Origin of the sequence: Salipaludibacillus neizhouensis, assembly GCF_002886185.1 — a bacterium.
Taxonomy (GTDB): domain Bacteria; phylum Bacillota; class Bacilli; order Bacillales; family Salisediminibacteriaceae; genus Salipaludibacillus; species Salipaludibacillus neizhouensis.
In genome coordinates this window covers 3,280,532-3,299,033 of sequence record NZ_KZ614146.1, presented here as the reverse complement: position 1 = coordinate 3,299,033, position 18,502 = coordinate 3,280,532, and the positions used below count along the sequence as shown (strand labels likewise).

General features: G+C 39.1%; 14 protein-coding genes. 11 read left to right on the top strand and 3 right to left on the bottom strand.

The features are described 5' to 3' along the window. The 3 genes from CEF18_RS15475 to CEF18_RS15465 all read left to right on the top strand — a co-directional run. Positions 1 to 364 (top strand): IS3 family transposase (locus CEF18_RS15475; RefSeq protein ID WP_190238692.1); only part of this gene is annotated, 364 nt, incomplete at its 5' end. A 198-nt stretch (positions 365 to 562) separates the two neighbouring features. Continuing rightward, complete coding sequence (locus CEF18_RS15470) at positions 563 to 1,114, top strand: GNAT family N-acetyltransferase (protein ID WP_110937287.1); 552 nt, start codon at positions 563 to 565, stop codon at positions 1,112 to 1,114. Between the two features lie 45 nt (positions 1,115 to 1,159). Next, positions 1,160 to 2,200: a S66 peptidase family protein gene (locus CEF18_RS15465; RefSeq protein WP_110937286.1), complete on the top strand. Its 1,041-nt coding sequence runs from the start codon at positions 1,160 to 1,162 to the stop codon at positions 2,198 to 2,200. 169 nt (positions 2,201 to 2,369) lie between these two features. Here the strand turns inward: CEF18_RS15465 and CEF18_RS15460 are convergent, their stop codons facing one another. From CEF18_RS15460 to CEF18_RS15450, 3 genes are all read right to left on the bottom strand, one after another. Beyond that, positions 2,370 to 3,581: an MFS transporter gene (locus CEF18_RS15460; RefSeq protein ID WP_110937285.1), complete on the bottom strand. Its 1,212-nt coding sequence runs from the start codon at positions 3,579 to 3,581 to the stop codon at positions 2,370 to 2,372. 119 nt (positions 3,582 to 3,700) lie between these two features. Then, positions 3,701 to 4,594, bottom strand: coding sequence for a formyltetrahydrofolate deformylase (gene purU / locus CEF18_RS15455; RefSeq protein WP_110937284.1), 894 nt, complete (start codon positions 4,592 to 4,594; stop codon positions 3,701 to 3,703). Positions 4,595 to 4,871: 277 nt separating this feature from the next. After that, positions 4,872 to 6,890, bottom strand: coding sequence for a beta-galactosidase (locus tag CEF18_RS15450; RefSeq protein WP_110937283.1), 2,019 nt, complete (start codon positions 6,888 to 6,890; stop codon positions 4,872 to 4,874). A 255-nt stretch (positions 6,891 to 7,145) separates the two neighbouring features. On the opposite strand from CEF18_RS15450, the gene CEF18_RS15445 reads away from it, so the two are divergent. The 8 genes from CEF18_RS15445 (at position 7,146) to gatA (ending at position 18,496) form a co-directional block, all read left to right on the top strand. Then, the gene (locus CEF18_RS15445) at positions 7,146 to 7,979 is read left to right on the top strand and encodes an AraC family transcriptional regulator (RefSeq protein WP_110937282.1); all 834 of its coding nucleotides are present in this window, start codon (positions 7,146 to 7,148) and stop codon (positions 7,977 to 7,979) included. A 174-nt stretch (positions 7,980 to 8,153) separates the two neighbouring features. Further along, on the top strand, positions 8,154 to 8,849 hold the full coding sequence (gene pcrB / locus CEF18_RS15440; protein ID WP_110937727.1) for a heptaprenylglyceryl phosphate synthase: 696 nt from the start codon (positions 8,154 to 8,156) through the stop codon (positions 8,847 to 8,849). A gap of 66 nt (positions 8,850 to 8,915) precedes the next feature. Next, positions 8,916 to 11,174, top strand: a complete 2,259-nt coding sequence (gene pcrA / locus CEF18_RS15435) for a DNA helicase PcrA (RefSeq protein ID WP_110937281.1) — start codon at positions 8,916 to 8,918, stop codon at positions 11,172 to 11,174. Positions 11,175 to 11,186: 12 nt separating this feature from the next. Continuing rightward, positions 11,187 to 13,190 (top strand): NAD-dependent DNA ligase LigA, encoded by a 2,004-nt coding sequence (gene ligA / locus CEF18_RS15430; RefSeq protein WP_110937280.1) that lies wholly within the window; start codon positions 11,187 to 11,189, stop codon positions 13,188 to 13,190. Positions 13,191 to 13,314: 124 nt separating this feature from the next. Then, positions 13,315 to 14,487, top strand: coding sequence for a CamS family sex pheromone protein (locus CEF18_RS15425; RefSeq protein ID WP_183041074.1), 1,173 nt, complete (start codon positions 13,315 to 13,317; stop codon positions 14,485 to 14,487). Positions 14,488 to 14,997: 510 nt separating this feature from the next. After that, positions 14,998 to 16,464, top strand: a complete 1,467-nt coding sequence (putP, locus tag CEF18_RS15420) for a sodium/proline symporter PutP (RefSeq protein ID WP_110937278.1) — start codon at positions 14,998 to 15,000, stop codon at positions 16,462 to 16,464. A gap of 269 nt (positions 16,465 to 16,733) precedes the next feature. Further along, complete coding sequence (gatC, locus tag CEF18_RS15415) at positions 16,734 to 17,024, top strand: Asp-tRNA(Asn)/Glu-tRNA(Gln) amidotransferase subunit GatC (protein ID WP_110937277.1); 291 nt, start codon at positions 16,734 to 16,736, stop codon at positions 17,022 to 17,024. Positions 17,025 to 17,035: 11 nt separating this feature from the next. After that, positions 17,036 to 18,496: an Asp-tRNA(Asn)/Glu-tRNA(Gln) amidotransferase subunit GatA gene (gatA, locus tag CEF18_RS15410; protein ID WP_110937276.1), complete on the top strand. Its 1,461-nt coding sequence runs from the start codon at positions 17,036 to 17,038 to the stop codon at positions 18,494 to 18,496. The last annotated feature ends 6 nt before the right edge of the window (positions 18,497 to 18,502 follow it).

The following is an 18,502-nucleotide window of genomic DNA, read 5'->3' as shown; positions in this document are numbered from 1 at the left end:
AGAAATGGATATTGTTTATCAAACATTAGACAACCTCAAGGAAGGGATGGGTATCTTTCACCCTGAGACTATCCTCCACTCTGATCAAGGGGTTCACTATACTCATCCAGAGTTCCAGGACAGAGTGAAAAAATTAGGGGTACGTCAATCTATGTCAAGAAAGGGAAATTGTTGGGACAACGCACCAATGGAATCATTCTTTGGTCATTTCAAAGATATGGTCGATCACAAAGCATGCGAGAACTTTATGCAATTAAGACAAGAAGTAGATGACTACATGGAAGAATATAATAGTCATCGTTACCAGTGGGGATTAAAGAAAATGACCCCGGCTCAATACCGAAGTCATTTACTAGCTGCATAGGTCTCTTTTATAAACTGTCCATTTTATAGGTTACAGTTCAAACATTGGAGTTGTATTACATATTCCTTTTATACATAAAGATGGAAATTTCAATTATCTCCTGTTATTATTGATATTCCATTGGACTCGAATGAATAAAAAACAGTACACAAAGGCGATCTTAGTTTTAATATATGAATAAGAATAAGGGGCTGTAATATGTTTAAAGCAACCGCGGACAGAGATACTTATATATCTATTTTAGAACCAAGGCATGCCGATGAATTATTTAAGGTAGTCGATCGTAGTCGGGAAAGTTTAGGAGAATGGCTTTCTTTCCCGGCGTTTACAAAGGGTGTTCAAGATTCAAAGACATTTATAGAGAAATCTTTGAATAGATTTGCTGCTAATAATGGTTATTGGTCCGGGATATGGCACAAAGGGGAGCTCGCAGGTTCCATTGGTTATTTATACATAGACTCGCAGAATAGCAAAACTGAAATAGGATATTGGTTAGGGAAAGACTTCGTGGGACGTGGTTTAGTAAGAAAGGCTTGTAAATTAATGATAGAACACGCTTTTACCGATTTGCAATTAAACAAAGTCGAAATAAATATAGCAACTAAAAATATAAAAAGTAAGGCTATTCCAGAATATTTAGGTTTCACAAAAGAAGGAGTAATAAGGAACTATGAATTTTTAAATGGTCAGTACCTTGATAGAATTGTATACGGAATATTAAAAGATGACTGGATAACTATCCATCATTAAATTGGGCTCTTCTTCAACGTGAATCGAATAAAAGGGGGGATGAAAATGTTAAAACCAAAAAGACTTAAAATAGGTTCAAGAATAGCAATAATCTCGCCATCAAACGGGTTGCCATTTTTGTTTCCGGAAATATATGAGCTTGGTTTAACTAATCTTAAAGAAATTTTAGGTTTTGAGTATGTTGAAATGCCAACAGCGAGAATGGAACCGGAAGAGTTATATAATAACCCGCAGGCTCGAGCAAATGATATAAATAAATGCTTTGAGGATGATCGTATAGATGGGATTATTACTAGTATTGGAGGATACGAAGCCGTAAGAATTTTACCGTTTTTAAATACTGAAATGATCATCCAAAATCCAAAATTAATCATGGGTTTTTCAGATGCGACAACATTTTTATCTTATTTGAATCAGTTAGGACTACTAACTTTTTACGGACCTTCTGTAATGGCAGGTTTAGCACAGATGGAAAGCCTTCCTTCTGCATATATAGATCACTTAAAAGCAATATTATTATCAAACCAATACCCTTACACCTATTCTCCTTATGATAAATGGAGCAATGGTTATAAGGATTGGAGTAATTTGGAGACTCTTGGAGAGTGCAAGGAGTTTCATGACAATGAGTATGGATGGACTTTTCTCCAGGGGAATTCTGTTGAACAAGGTGAGTTATGGGGAGGGTGCATTGAAGTATTAGAGTTTATGAAATCAACGAAATATTGGCCAAATGAATCTTTCTGGAACGGGAAAATTTTAATTTTCGAGACGTCTGAAGAGAAACCTTCGCCTTTGGAGGTTGGTTACATGCTTCGGAACTATGGTATGCAAGAAATTTTTTCGCAGATAAAAGGAGTAATTTTCGGGAGAGCTAAAGATTACTCATCGGAAGAGAAAAAAGAGCTAAATCAAATGATTGTCAAGATCATACGGGATGAGTTTGGACAAGATAGAATACCAATAGTGACAGATGTTGATTTTGGTCACACAGATCCAAAACTTATCATGCCTCTCGGAGGAAAAGTAGAACTAAATCCTCTAACTAATAAAATTACTTTAATAGAAAGTCCATTTTCAAACTAGCAAAATATCAGGAAAGTTTTATAAGACTGATTTGAACATTTATAAGTTGCTGGTATATAGACGAGAGGATAGTAGTAATTACGCATAATTCTTATGTTTCTACAACCGGGTAATCTTACTTGAAAAATAACACCTGTGTGTAACCAGGTGTTATCTCATAAGACTATTATTATACTATTTGCTCGCTATTAGTCCTTAACTCAGTGTTAGATTTACGAGTGAATACAATCAGAATCAGCAATATCAGCTGCAATCCAGTAAAAATCCATATTGTTATCCCAGTAGAGAAGATATCCATACTCCACCCTGTCAAAAGCGGTAAGAGAGCTCCACCGATTCCTCCAGAGGCAATCATCGTACTAGTGATTTTTTCCGTTTTCCCGATAATACGCGCATTAGCATAAGTAATTGCAATTGCGAATGTACCGGACATAAAGAGACCAATGATCATTATCACAATGAAAAGAAAAATAGTTCCGCTAATAAAAGAAAAAGCAATTAACGTTAAAAGAATAGCGATATTCGACCAGACGAGATATGTAAAATAATTTACTTTTTCAGCAATTACTCCAGCGAAAATGCGACCGATAGACATTGCAATCCAGAAAAATGTGACGCTTAATGAAGCAATGGCTGTACTTGAACCACTGAGTTCGATAAGGATAGCCGGAAGAAAGTTCGCAATGCTCATTTCGAGACCTACATAAACAGCGAACAGGACTGTAAACAAACTATAAATGAAAACCTGTTTATTTCGTTTAAAAGCAGGATTATCCAACACAGCTTGATCGATCACTTGCTCCCTTTTAGGGGCAGATTCCTTAGAATCACTTATAAATTCCTCTAAATTATTAGTCGACATCCAAACGAAAATCATCATTAATGAAAAGAAAGCTAAAACAAAAAAAGCTAGATGCCAGTATTGAATTACAATAAAAACACTGACAATTAAAGGCATTAGCATGGCACCAATACCGAAGAAAACCTCAACTCTGCTCATGACGATTGCTTTTTTCTCTTTAATGGAGTCGAGTATTAATGCTCCGATTATTGCTTCGATCATTCCAAAGCCAAATCCAGAAAAAGGAGCAGCTCCAACGATCCATTGCCAAGGAGGTAAAAGGCCGTTGATGGTTTGAGAAAGAAAAAGCATGGTAAAAGCCACCAACAAAGCGTTTCTGCGACCCAGCTTGGTGATCCAAAGTGGTGTAGTAATCACACCAATTAGAAATCCACCAAATTGAATCGATATGAGGAGACCACCCTCACTGTAATCTCGGTTGTAATAGTTTAAGAGTTCAGGGAGGGTTGCTCCAATAATAACGGTAGCCAGGCCAATAAGAAAATAAGAGGCATAAAATAACTTGATTAAACGTTTCATTGAGTTACCTCCAATATCTAAAAGTGCTCCTTCTAATAAATATTGCGAAAAAATACTAATATAGGATGTTCAAAAAGGTAGTTTTTTTCCTTTTGAACATCCTATAATACTTAAGCTTTTTAGAAGACAACTGTCTTATTGTTGTGCGAAATAATTCGATCCTCTAGGTGCCATCCAACTGCTCTTGCTAAAACAGAGCGCTCAATTTGACCACCAATACGTTTTAGATCATCAACACGATGATGATGGTTTACACGGTGGATGTCCTGTTCGATGATCGGCCCCTCGTCCAGGTCATTCGTGACGTAGTGAGAGGTAGCACCAATTAATTTAACGCCTCTTTCGTAAGCACGTTCATACGGCTTGGCACCAACAAAAGCTGGAAGGAAAGAGTGATGGATGTTAATGATTTTCCCTGGATGCTGAGATACGAATTCGGGTGAAAGAATTTGCATATAACGTGCTAAGACAATCACATCAACTTTATCTTTTAGTAGAGCAAGTTGTTCGGCTTCCGCTTCTTTTTTCGTATCCTTTGTAACCGGAATATGATAAAAAGGAATGTTAAAAGATTCTACTAATTCGCGATGATCAGGATGATTACTAATGACCATAGGTACCTCGGCAGTTAAATCACCTGACTGCAACTGCCACAGTAGTTCCAGCAAACAGTGTTCCTGCTGAGATACAAAGATAGCGACTCTTTTTAACTCATCAGCAAAAGAGATACGCCAATCCATATCAAATTTTTCAGATATCGTTTTAAAATCTTCTCTTAGATTCTCATCATGTTTAATGTCGGGTACATCGAATGCCACACGCATAAAAAATTGTCCACCCTCTGGATCTGTTGAGTATTGATCAGATTGCACAATATTAGCATGACGATCGAATAAAAACTTCGATACAGCTGCAACGATACCTGGTTGATCCAAGCAAGTGATTAAAAGTCGGGCGTGGTTTTGATTCCGCTCAAAATATGCCTGCAAGCGGTGATTCATTTTCGCGTTCATAATTTCCTCCAATCATATTTAAAAGTGAATCTTTACCGATTCACGTGATTATAAAATTGCACACGGAGGTTATTATACCACGGCTTGAATGAACTAAGCATTAAAAAAAGTCGAATATTTTATGGTGAATTGGGAACATTTGAAAACTAAATGGATAGTCATATTCAGATAAACAGTGATCATCCGGCAAAAACGCATGAGAATTGCGGCTATATCATGCGTTTTTTATATTAATTTAGCGGTGGTCTTGAAGGCTAAACGCATGATTCACATTTCATCATTCTAAAATCATCACTCCATAGCCCTCTAAGGCAACAGAACCAGAAAGCGTTTGGTTAGTTAACAACTCTTTTCGAGTCGATTCTAATTCAAACGTTATCTCCTCAGAATTATGGTTCATGACGAATGTGTATGCCTTGCCATCTTTCCATCGTTCAGTAACTTCAACCCCGTGAGGGACATCCAATAAAGCTTGAATTCCTTTCTCCTCAGATAAGTTAGAAAGAAGATCTTGTAAAAAGGAGGCTTCAGGACTTGTTCCAACATAGACTGCTTTTCCGGTGCCAACTTTATTTGAGGTGACGACTGGCGTTCCCTTGTAGAAATCAGAGCCATACTCTGCGATAACATCGGCACCTTCAGAATGAATAATGTCAAACAGCAAATTACATTCATAGCTTCCTTCAAGTTTTCCAAGCTTATTTTTTATGACGATCTGATTTTTATGTTCAGGGGCTAATGCATCAATTTCTTCTACCCAAATACCAAGCATATCCCTCAACTCCCCAGGATAACCACCTGTAGTCACGAGATCATTTTCGTTTACGATTCCACTGAAAAAAGTCGTAATAAACGTTCCACCATTCGTGGTAAACTCCTCAATCTTTTTTGCGTAGCCGGATTTTACCATATATAAAACAGGTGCAATGACAATGTCATATTGACTCAAATCCTCATCCACACTGATCATATCTGCAGCGATGTTTTGCTGATAAAGAGCATCGTAATATTTGTGGACTTCATTTACGTAATCAAGGGCTACGGAAGGTCCACTTGACAGCTCAATGGCCCAACGATTATCCCAATCAAACACAATGGCGACTTTTGCATGCACTCTAGCGTCGAGAAGTTTATCAGATAGTTGCGCCAATTCTTGACCAACATGAGCGGACTCCTTAAAAACTCTCGTATGCTCGTGACCGACGTGTTCAACCACTGCACCGTGGTATTTTTCACAAGCCCCAACGGATCTTCTAAGTTGGAAAAATAGAACTGTATCTGCGCCTCTAGCTACAGCCTGGTAGCTCCATAACCGCATGACGCCTGGTCGTTTCAATGAGTTATAAGGCTGCCAGTTTTGCTGACTAGGTGTTTGCTCCATTAACATAAATGGCTGTCCGCTTTTTAGCCCGCGCATTAAATCATGTCGCATCGCAGTTAAACTATGAGGTGTGTCATAAGCTGGATAGTTATCCCATGAAACAACGTCCATTTCCTTTGCCCATTTAAAATAATCCAGTTGCGGATAGGTGCCCATTAGATTCGTCGTAATCGGCAGGTTAGGGGTATGTTTCTTCAAGGCATTGTGTTCTAATTTATAACATTCAAGTAAACTATCTGACTGGAAGCGACGGTAATCCAACGAGATCCCTTGAAAACTCGTATTATTAGCCCCCCACTCCTCACTTAGAGCGTTGGGAGGAACAATTTCATCCCACTCATAAAAAGTATGTCCCCAGAATTTCGTATTCCACGTTTTATTTAATACGTCGATCGTTTCGTATTTTTCTTTTAACCATTCTCGGAACCCGGTTGCACAATGATCACAATAGCAATAACCACCATACTCATTGGATACGTGCCAAATTAATACGGCAGGATGATCCTTGTAACGTTCTCCGAGTTTATCTGCAATCCGTTCCGAATACTTGCGGTAGGTTGGACTGTTAGGACATGAATTATGTCTTCCGCCAAATGCGCGTTTCCGGCCTTGGAAATCAACTCGTAAAACATCCGGGTACTTTTTCGCCATCCAAGCGGGGTGTGCTGCAGTACTTGTTGCCAAACAAGTATAAATTCCATTTTTGTAAAGTCGATCAATGTGCTCATCAAGCCACGCAAAATCATATGTGTCTTCATTAGGTTGATTCGTTGCCCATGAGAACACATTCAGAGTCGCCACATCTATACCAGCAAGCTTGAACATTCTCACATCTTCGTCCCATTCTTCCTCTCCCCATTGTTCAGGATTGTAATCTCCTCCGTACCAAATCTTCGGTAATTTATCATTTATCATCTGTTACCACTCCATTCCTGATATAATTATAGTTACATTGTATACCGTTATAATAGCAGATGAAATATAACAAAATTGACATAGATATAATAATAAAGAAGTAAAACCTGTTTTTTACATTTGAAATGACAGCTATCTTTACGCCACACGTATCAAGGGAAACCCACCCGTGATACTTAAGTGATAGTGGCTAAAAAGGTCACGCTGTAATTAATAAAAGACGGCTATGCCGTTTTTCTTAGGAGAAGTGGGAGAATGTTTTATCGAAGAGAATTTCATATTCCTATGCAGGATAGTCAAATGCCGTTATTTACAGAGACGATTGGCTATAACCCTGCACAAGAAAAGATCAGTCGGCCGGATGGGTATTCTGCCTATCATTGGATTCAAACGGTGCGAGGAAAAGGTGTCGTTATCTATCAAAATAAGGAGATCATTCTTCCACCAAATCATGGCGTGTTGTTTTTACCTGATGTGCCACATTTTTATGAAAGATCTAAGGATACGGAAAACTGGGAAACAACTTACTTTACGTTCGGAGGATCGATGATAAAAGAGTTGCTTGGAAACTTAGAAATAAATCGTACAGCTTTTTATAATTGGGAAACGAATACACCATTTTCATCGTTTATTGAAGATGTGATTAAGCGAGGAGAATCTCCTGCGGATGTCTTTAGTGTCAAGGCTTCTGCTGATGTATATGAATTTTTAATTTCGCTGTACAAATATGGCAAGGTTCAAAAGAACACCACTGAGGCTAGCCACTTGGCAAAACTTTATCCGCTGCTGGAATGGATGAAACAAAATGTTTCTAATGAAGAGATTGGAATTGAGGAAATGGCAGCGTATTTAAAGATGTCCAAGAGGCATTTAAATTCTCTTTTTCAACAAACTTTTAATCTCACACCGTACACTTATTTTTTAAATCTAAGAATACAAAAAGCAAAAAAACTTCTGTTAAATGACAGTAGTTCGGAAACAATCAAACAGATAGCAGCAGAAGTAGGGTTCAGATCCCCAAGTCATTTTATTGCGACCTTCCGGAAAAAGGTTGGGGTTTCCCCGGAGAAATATCGCCAATTACATTAAACTTGAACTATTATGGAGGTGAGGATTTTGTGAAAGGGCTAGAAAACTGAGAAGGAATTGCACTTTAAGAATAATTTCCATTATGCTCAGATGATTACTGTCGAGACTGCTCCCTTTTTTTGATATACTATTCCTCAGACAAGAATGTTTAGAATGGTTAGGAGACTGTAAATGATGTTAGCGTATCACGAGTGGAAACACGTATTTAAATTAGACCCAAATAAATTAATTTCAGATAAAGCAATTGAGCAACTTTGTGAATCGGGGACGGATGCGATTATTGTAGGCGGCAGCGACGGTGTCACGGAGGAAAACACATTAGATTTATTAATGAGAGTCCGGCGATACAGCGTAGCCTGTGTGCTGGAGGTTAGTAACCTTCATTCTGTTATTCCGGGATTTGACTACTACCTTATCCCATCTGTACTGAATACTCGACATGTGACATGGTTAAATGGGCTGCATCATCGTGCCTTAAAAGAGTTCGGACATTTAATGAATTGGGAGCAGGTTCTTTCTGAAGGTTACTGTGTATTGAATGAAGAGTCGAAAGTAGCCCACCTTACCGATGCGAAAACAGATCTGGAGAACGATGATATTTTAGCTTATGCCCGAATGACGGATCAACTTTTTCACATGCCAATTTTTTACTTGGAATATAGTGGTACGTATGGGGATCCTGCCATCGTAAAAGAAGTGAGTGATATTTTAGAAAAAGCACAATTGTTTTACGGCGGTGGAATCGAGTCGTTAGAGCAAGCAAGGGAAATGGCAGAACACGCGGATACCATTGTTATTGGTGATGCGATTTATAAAGATTTGAAGGCCGCATTAAAAACAGTAAAAGTGACGGAAACAGTCAAAAAATAAGTGTACAAGCTTCCTGTAAAGAGGTAATATAGATATAAACAGAACGTACGTTTGGATGGTGGTAGGATGAGTAATGAATTACTTCAGGGGCTCAACCCTGAACAACAAGAAGCGGTGAAACATGCAGAAGGACCTCTCCTTATTATGGCTGGTGCCGGTAGTGGAAAGACGAGGGTTTTAACGCATCGCATTGCATATATGATTGGAGAAAAAGAAGTTCCGCATTGGTCTATTCTTGCGATCACTTTTACAAATAAAGCTGCAAGAGAAATGAAAAACCGTGTCTCGCGAATCATTGGCAGACAAGCGGAGGAAATGTGGATTTCCACGTTTCACTCCATGTGTGTCCGAATTCTTCGACGTGATATTGACAGGATCGGTTTTAACCGTAACTTTACAATCCTTGATTCGACTGATCAAAAAACGGTCATTAAACGTCTTGTAAAGGAAATGAATATCGATCCGAAGAAATTTGATCCAAGGTCGATTCTTGGCTCCATTAGTTCTGCTAAAAATGAGTTGAAAACACCTCAGGATTTCGCAAAAAATGCGTCTGGTTATTATGAAGAAACGGTTCATAAAGTTTATGAAGCATACCAGAAAGAGTTGAGACGTAATCAATCGTTGGATTTTGATGACTTGATTATGACGACGATTAAACTTTTTAAACAAGTACCTGAAGTTTTAGAGTATTACCAGCGCAGGTTTCGTTACGTCATGGTAGATGAGTATCAGGATACAAACAGGGCACAATATTTATTAGTAAAAATGATTGCGGATAAGCATAAAAACATTTGTGTGGTTGGGGACTCAGATCAATCTATTTACAGGTGGCGCGGTGCCGACATAAAAAATATTTTATCCTTCGAGACCGATTATGCAAATGCGACTGTCGTGATGTTAGAGCAAAACTACCGCTCTACAAAGAGAATTCTTCAAGCAGCCAATAAAGTCATTGATAACAACGCAGGCCGTAAAGCAAAGAACCTTTGGACAGATAACATTGATGGTGACAAACTCAGTTATTATGAAGCCGATAATGAACACGGGGAAGCCCAATTTGTGATAGGAAAAGTGCAGGAGCATACCAATTCAGGGAAGTACAAAACGTCTGATATGGCCGTGCTTTACCGGACGAATGCCCAGTCACGGGTTATTGAGGAACTACTGGTCAAGTCAAACCTGCCCTATACGATCGTTGGTGGAACAAAGTTCTACGACAGAAAAGAAATTAAAGATTTATTGGCATATTTAAGACTGGTTGCAAACCCGGACGATGATATCAGTTTTCGGCGCATTGTCAATATTCCTAAACGAGGGATCGGTAATACAACGGTAGACAAGCTTCAGGCTTATGCGAATGAACATGAGCTTTCTCTGTTCAAAACATTATTGGAAATTGATCAAGTCGGGCTGAGTGCTCGTTTCACAAAAACGTTACGCGAGTTTGGTGAACAGCTTCGTGGATGGATTCAAATGCAGGAGTACCTGCCAGTGATGGAGCTTGTGGAAGAACTATTAGAAAAAACAGGCTATCGTGACATGCTCAAAAATGATAAAAGTTTAGAAGCAGAAGGACGTTTAGAGAATATTAACGAATTCTTAACCGTTACAAAAGAGTTTGAAGAGGTAAGTGAGGATAAAACACTTGTGGCCTTTTTAACTGACTTGGCTCTTATTGCTGATATCGATAAAGTGGAAGATGAAGAAGATTCAGAAGAAAAAATTCTGTTAATGACTCTTCACTCTGCAAAAGGTCTGGAATTTCCGATAGTCTTTTTAATAGGATTAGAAGAAGGAGTTTTCCCGCACAGTCGGTCGCTTATGGAAGAGATGGAAATGGAAGAAGAACGACGCTTGGCCTATGTCGGAATTACTCGTGCTGAGAGGCATCTTTATATTAGTCGTGCAAGGATGCGTACGTTATACGGACGCACGAATATGAACCCGAAATCACGGTTTTTAAATGAAATTCCTGAAGAGTTAATGGAAACGGTTGGTGGAGATAAAACGGAAGCTATGCCACCATGGATGCAAGGTTCAAAAGGCAAGCAAGCCGTCGGATCAGGCTCAAAGAATCGATCTTCTGGAGGAGCGGCTGCATCTCCGCAGCGAAGAACATCAACCACTAGAACGCAAACAACGACGACGGAAGGTGCATCTTTTGCTTGGGCTGTGGGAGACAAAGCACTGCATAAAAAGTGGGGAACAGGCACCGTCGTAAGTTTAAAAGGGGAAAGCGAAAACGTGGAACTTGATATTGCATTCCCGGAAGTAGGGGTCAAACGTTTAGCTGCTAAATTTGCTCCAATTACGAAAGGATAAGGTGAGGCAACGATGTCAAACAAGCAATTGAAAGAACAAATCGATCAGTTAACCGATCGATTAAATGACTATGCTCATCATTATTACGTCTTAGACACTCCAAAAATCCCTGATTCTGAATATGATAAGCAACTTCATGAACTAATGGAATTAGAAGAGAAGCATCCTGATCTAAAACGAGAAGACTCCCCTACTGAACGAGTAGGCGGAGAAATTCTCGATTATTTCCGAAAGGTTCAGCATGATGTACCGATGCTAAGTTTATCAAATGCGTTTGATGATCAAGAGTTGCGCGATTTTGATCGTCGTGTTCAGCAGGGGCTTGGACATGAACCGACTTATATGTGTGAACTGAAAATTGACGGACTTGCAGTAAACCTGAAGTATGAAGATGGAAAGTTCGTGCAAGGGGCCACTCGAGGAGATGGAAGCACGGGAGAAGATATTACAAGTAACCTTCGTACAATCCAATCGATCCCTTTGCGTTTAAAGGAAGAAATCACTATTGAAGTTCGTGGAGAAGCTTTTATGCCTAAAAAATCATTTAATGCCTTGAATGAGGAGAAGGAGAGATCTGAAGAAGCATTATTTGCTAATCCGCGAAATGCGGCAGCCGGATCGCTTCGTCAGTTAAATCCGAAAATTGCTTCGAAACGTCACCTGGATGTTTTCATTTATTCGGTTGGTCAAATTCAAGGTCAAACATTGGACTCACATTCGGAGTCTCTTGAATTTGTACGTAAGCGGGGGTTTAAAACAAATGATCAGACAATGAAATGCGCTAATATTGAAGAAGTGATTGCGTATTGTAATGGATGGTTGGAAAAGCGGGCGAATCTTCCGTACGAAATTGATGGGATTGTTATTAAAGTGGATAGCTTACAGGATCAAGAGACACTCGGCTTTACAGCGAAGAGTCCAAGGTGGGCAACCGCTTTTAAATTTCCGGCAGAAGAAGTTGTCACACGATTACGCAGTATTGAATTAAGTATCGGTAGAACAGGCGTTGTCACACCAACAGCTATACTCGATCCCGTGTCCGTTGCCGGAACTACGGTTCGACGAGCCTCTCTACATAATGAAGATTTAATCCGCGAGCAGGACGTGAAAATCGGTGACAAAGTAACTATCAAAAAAGCGGGAGATATCATTCCTAAAGTAGTGAATGTACTAGTAGATGAACGAACTGGTGAAGAAGAAGACTTTCATATGCCTACAGAATGTCCGGAGTGCAAAAGTGAACTTGTTCGGATTGAAGGGGAAGTAGCCCTTCGTTGTGTGAATCCTAAATGCCCGGCGCAAATTCGTGAAGGGTTGATTCATTTTGTTTCTCGAAACGCTATGAATATCGATGGATTAGGAGAAAAGGTCATTACACAGCTGTTTGCGCATGATTTAATAGAAGACGTAGCAGATATTTATCGATTGGAGCGGGATGAACTCCTAAAGCTTGAAAGAATGGGCGAAAAGTCTGTGGATAATTTATTGCAGGCAATTGAAGTAACAAAAACAAATTCTTTGGAAAAACTGCTGTTTGGTTTAGGTATACGGTACGTAGGTGCGAAAGCCGCGAAAACTTTAGCAATGAACTTCGAAACGATGGATAAACTGCAAAAGGCCTCAGTCGAAGAACTTGAAGCAGTCGATGAGATAGGCACAAAGATGGCTGATGCGATCCATACGTATTTTAACCAAGAACAAGTGCTTGAACTTCTTCATGAATTAGCAGAATTAAAGATAAACATGACATATACAGGGCCTAAACTTCAGGCTATGGAGGAACTAGATTCTGTTTTTGCGGGGAAATCGGTTGTTCTGACTGGTTCAATGGAAATAATGTCACGAAATGATGCAAAGGCTGAAATTGAATCCCGCGGTGGAAAGGTGACTGGAAGCGTGACTACTAAAACAGATTTATTAGTAGCCGGTGAAAAAGCAGGCTCAAAATTAAAAAAAGCAGAGGATCTTGGTATCGAAGTTTGGGATGAAAAACGGTTTCTTGCAGAACTAGGCTAAATCTCACAGGGGAAATTTAGATAAGAGAGGTCTGGACCGCGCCATTGGATTATGAGAAAATGACTAAGGGAGTATGTGAGTTAATGGCTGACTGCTTTTGTTCAAAGGCGAGGGAGAGTGAATGATGAGGAAAAAAATAAGTATTATAGGTCTTGGATTCGTGATACTTCTATCTGGGTGTATGCCATCCGTGGAGCGCTCCGAAGAAGACGTGATTGTTATAGAGGAAACGGAAGAAGAAGAGGAGCAGGAATACATTATTACTCCTACGATCGATACTGCAGAAAACTATTACCGTAATGTTTTAAAAGATGGCGTTTATCACCGAAGCGAGGCAAGAGGTAACGTCGCTCATGCAATGAACAACACAGTAGACATTAACCAATTTGAATTAGGGTTAATTGAAATAGCAACAGGATTTTTTGAACAGGAAAACTATTATTTTCAAGAGGGTCAGTTCCTTAATGGCGAGCTCATTAATAGCTGGTTAAGACGTTATGACGAGGAAGATAATCCTCTAGGACTAAATCCTGCCCTTGCTGAAGGTGATAGCAAGGAGGAAGAAATGCGAGGGAATCCATTGGTTCTCTCTCATGTTATGGAACACAATTATTACTCTGGAAATGAAGAGGACGGTGTGAACTTAGGTGGAGTCGTTATCGGTTTATCTCTAAGAGACGTTTACTACTTTAGGACAGAGGATGAAGATGAAAGATATTACTTCCATGAAGAAGATTTAGATGCGGAAGAAACAATACAAGCAGGAAAAGAAATCGCTCAGGAAATTTTAGTCCGTATTCGTGAAATGGAAGGATTGGCAGAAGTTCCAATCACATTTGCTCTTTATCAAGAAGAGAAACGCGGTTCTGTGGAACCAGGAACGTTTATTTCCATGACCGAAGTTGGAAAAGGGGAAGCCGACATTCAAGATTGGAATGCTGTCAGTGAGGACTTTATTGTTTTTCCATCTAGCGAGGCAAGTGAAACTCAACCGGAGCTTTCCAGTGCGTTTTCGCAATTTAGAGAAGATGTAGAAGAATTTTTTGATCGAAGCGTTGGAGTAGTTGGAAGAGGTCGTTATAAAGACGAAAGGCTAGAGGAGTTAACAATTGAACTGAACTTGCAATCACATGGAAAAGCTGAAATCGTTGCATTAACACAATTTATCAGTGGTAGATTAGAGTCGACATTCGCGACACAATCGCCCATATACGTCTACTTAAAATCGATCAATGGAACAGAGTCGATTATTATTCTTTACCCTGATCAAGAACCATATGTACACATATATAAGTAACCTTTTGAAAGATTAAAACTCTTGGACCACGTCGGTCTGAGAGTTTATTTGCTGTGTTTTAAGTATTGCATAAATTCAATAGGTAATTTTAGGTAATACAGCCTAATAAATCGATATTTTCTAGGAAAGCTATAATACTTTTCAATTTTTTTTGTGAATATATATGTCCATATAGCGGTATAATAATGGTAATAGATAATATTTACGAATAATTATTCAAAAATAATGAATAAAAACATTATTTTAAATGTTCCGTTAATAATAATATGATATAGTTTTCTTATCGCTATTACCCTCGGGATTTTGTTCAGAATATTGAAAAATTTATAGAGGTGTATTACCTACTACAAACAAGTAATTTTAAAAATCAAAGTTACTTTTTAAAGGAGGTGAACTCAACTTATGGAACATGCATTAACGACCGCAACCTGGTTTTGGTTATTCGTTCCAATGCCGATTTTAGTAATTCTATCAGTGATAACATTTTTTACAGAGAGGAGAGGATAATTAATGGATACTTCAACACTTGTAACGTTTATAATTTATTTAGTAGGGATGCTGGCAATAGGACTCGTTGCTTATAAAATGACTAGTAATTTATCTGATTATGTATTAGGAGGACGCCGATTAGGTGGAGGAGTTGCCGCCCTTAGTGCTGGTGCATCCGACATGAGCAGTTGGCTCCTGCTTGGATTACCGGGAGCAATCTATTTAAACGGGATGACAGAAATTTGGATTGGTATTGGGTTAGCAATTGGTGCTTACTTGAACTGGCAGTTTATTGCAACGAGACTTCGTATGTACACAGAAATTGCTGGTGACTCAATAACATTACCCGACTATTTTGAAAATCGATTCAAGGACACTTCGAAAATATTACGAATTGTTTCCGCATTAGTAATCTTAACATTTTTTGCTTTTTACACTTCCTCAGGACTAGTTGGTGGAGCGATACTTTTTGAGAGTTCATTTGGACTCAGTTATACACAATCGTTATGGATAGGTGCAATTGTAATTATTTCCTATACTTTTTTAGGGGGATTCCTCGCAGTCTCCTGGACAGATTTTGTGCAAGGGATATTAATGTTCTTAGCACTTGTGATCGTGCCATTTGTTGCTATTAGAGAAATGGGTGGCTGGAATGAAACAGTTCAACGAGTGGGAGAGATTGACCCTCTTTATTTGGACGTATTCACAGGAACAACTGCCTTAGGAATTATTTCTCTATTGGCATGGGGGTTAGGTTATTTTGGGCAACCACATATTATCGCCCGTTTTATGGCAGTAAAGTCCAAGGCTGAGATTCCAAAAGCTCGTTTGGTTGGAATGACTTGGATGGTTTTTGCTTTGTTTGGTGCTATATTTACAGGTTTTGTTGGTATCGCATATTTTGCAGATACACCTCTAGATAATTCGGAAACTATTTTTATCGAATTTACACAAGTTTTATTTAATCCAGTTGTATCCGGGTTTTTACTTGCAGCGATATTAGCTGCCATCATGAGTACAATTGACTCACAGTTACTCGTTTCTTCAAGTGCTTTAGCAGAGGATTTTTATAAAGCTATTTTACGTAAAAATGCGTCTCAAAAAGAACTTGTATTGGTAGGGCGTTTAGGAGTAGTCGTCATAGCCTTGTTTGCTATTATGCTTGCATACAATCCAGAAGCTTCTGTTTTAGAGCTCGTTGGATATGCTTGGGCAGGATTTGGTGCTGCTTTTGGTCCCGTGGTCATCTTATCTCTATTCTGGGATCGAATGACGAAATGGGGAGCACTTGCAGGTATGATCGTAGGTGGCGTTACTGTCATCCTGTGGGCGGAACTAACAACGGCAGAAATTATTCCGTTTTACTTATATGAAATTGTTCCCGGTTTTATCTTAGCATGGGTAGCAATTTATGTTGTATCCTTGCTTGATAAAGAACCAGCGAAAGAAATTAAAGATGAGTTCCTACGAGTAAAGGATAGTCTGTAAAGTTAATTTTAAAGTTTAATAATGAAATGAAGCTACCTGGATATCAATGTATCCAGGTAGCTTTTGTTAATAATAGGGCGTTCTTATAAAATTGAAAGTTATTTTACTGCGAGACCCCGCAGAGCGTTCGTGATGCGGCATAGAAATTAGTGTTATATTTTGAGTTACATCGGCTCCATCGTTGATTGTACTGGGGATCTTTGGTATGATCGTACTATTGTGAAGTCAGGCTAGACAAGATTTTCAGATAAAATTCGGAGGTGTAAAAGATGGATAGAATTTCAAAAGATCAAGTGAAACACGTGGCACATTTAGCGAAGCTTGATTTTTCAGAAGAGGAAATCGAGCATTACGGGTATCAGCTGGATCAGATGATTCACTATGCTGAGAAGTTAAACGAGATTGATACGGAGAATGTAGAAGCAACTTCTCATGTTTTAGACGTAAGAAATGTTTTACGTGAAGATGAAGCGCGAGAGTCTTTACCGCGGGAAAAAGCATTGAAGAATGCACCGGATCAGAAGGACGGGCAATTCAAAGTACCGTCTGTGCTTGAATAGGAGGAGAATGCATGAAATTATTTGATCATCAATTAAAAGATATTCATGAGCTTTTACATAAAAAAGAAGTTAGTCCCACCGATCTTGTGGAAGAATCTTATAAGAGAATTGCTGAGGTAGATGATAAAGTAGGTGCTTTTCTAAGATTAGATGAAGAAAATGCTCGTAATAAGGCAAAAAGTCTTGAGGAAAAACTCGCAAACGGAAATGCTTCAGCAAGTGAGATTCTTTTCGGCATGCCGGTCGGAATCAAAGATAATATTGTGACAAAAGGGTTACTTACAACTTGTGCAAGTCAGATTCTAGCAAATTTTGATCCGCAGCATAATGCGACAGTTATGGAAAAACTAAATGGCTTAAATACGATAACAATTGGTAAGTTAAATATGGATGAGTTTGCCATGGGCTCTTCTAACGAAAATTCAAGCTATAAAAATGTGAAAAACCCTTGGGATCTATCAAGAGTTCCTGGTGGATCCAGTGGTGGTTCCGCAGCAACCGTTGCAGCAGGAGAAGTTCCTTTTTCCTTAGGTTCCGATACAGGCGGATCGATTCGACAACCAGCAGCTTTCTGCGGTGTAGTTGGTATGAAGCCTACATACGGTCGTGTTTCCCGATTCGGTTTAGTTGCCTTTGCATCATCATTAGATCAAATTGGACCTATTACACGAACAGTGGAAGACAATGCTTACGTACTGCAGAAAATTGCTGGAAAGGATGTTCTTGACTCTACTAGTGCAAATATTGATGTTGCAGATTATGTTTCTCAGTTAAGTGGAGATGTAAAAGGTCTTAAAATTGGAGTACCTAAAGAATATCTTGGAGAAGGTGTTTCTGAGGAAGTAAGAGAGACTGTGAAGGAAGCGTTAAAGGTGCTTGAATCACTAGGAGCAGAATGGGACGAGGTTTCTTTACCTCATTCAAAGTACGCGGTACCGACATATTATCTTCTGTCATCATCAGAGGCATCAGCGAACCTTGCTCGTTTTGATGGGATTCGTTATGGGGTTCGTCAAGAGGAACCTTCTCTTGGTGAAACGTACAAGCAAACACGCACAAAAGGTTTCGGGGATGAAGTGAAACGACGTATTATGCTTGGAACGTTTGCTTTAAGTTCTGGGTTCTACGATGCTTACTATAAAAAGGCTCAAAAAGTCCGTACGTTAATCAAACAAGACTTTGAAGATCTTTTCTTGAAATATGATGTCATTATTGGACCGACAGCACCAACAACAGCTTTTAAAATAGGCGAAAATGTCGATGACCCGTTAACAATGTACGCGAATGATATTTTAACTATCCCGGTGAATTTAGCTGGTGTTCCGGCAATTAGTGTTCCTTGTGGTCTGGTAAATGGATTACCGGTAGGATTACAGATTATCGGGAAACACTTTGACGAATCAACTGTTTATAAAGTGGCTCACGCGTATGAGCAGGCAACAGAACATCATAAATTAAAGCCAAACTTGTAGAAAGGA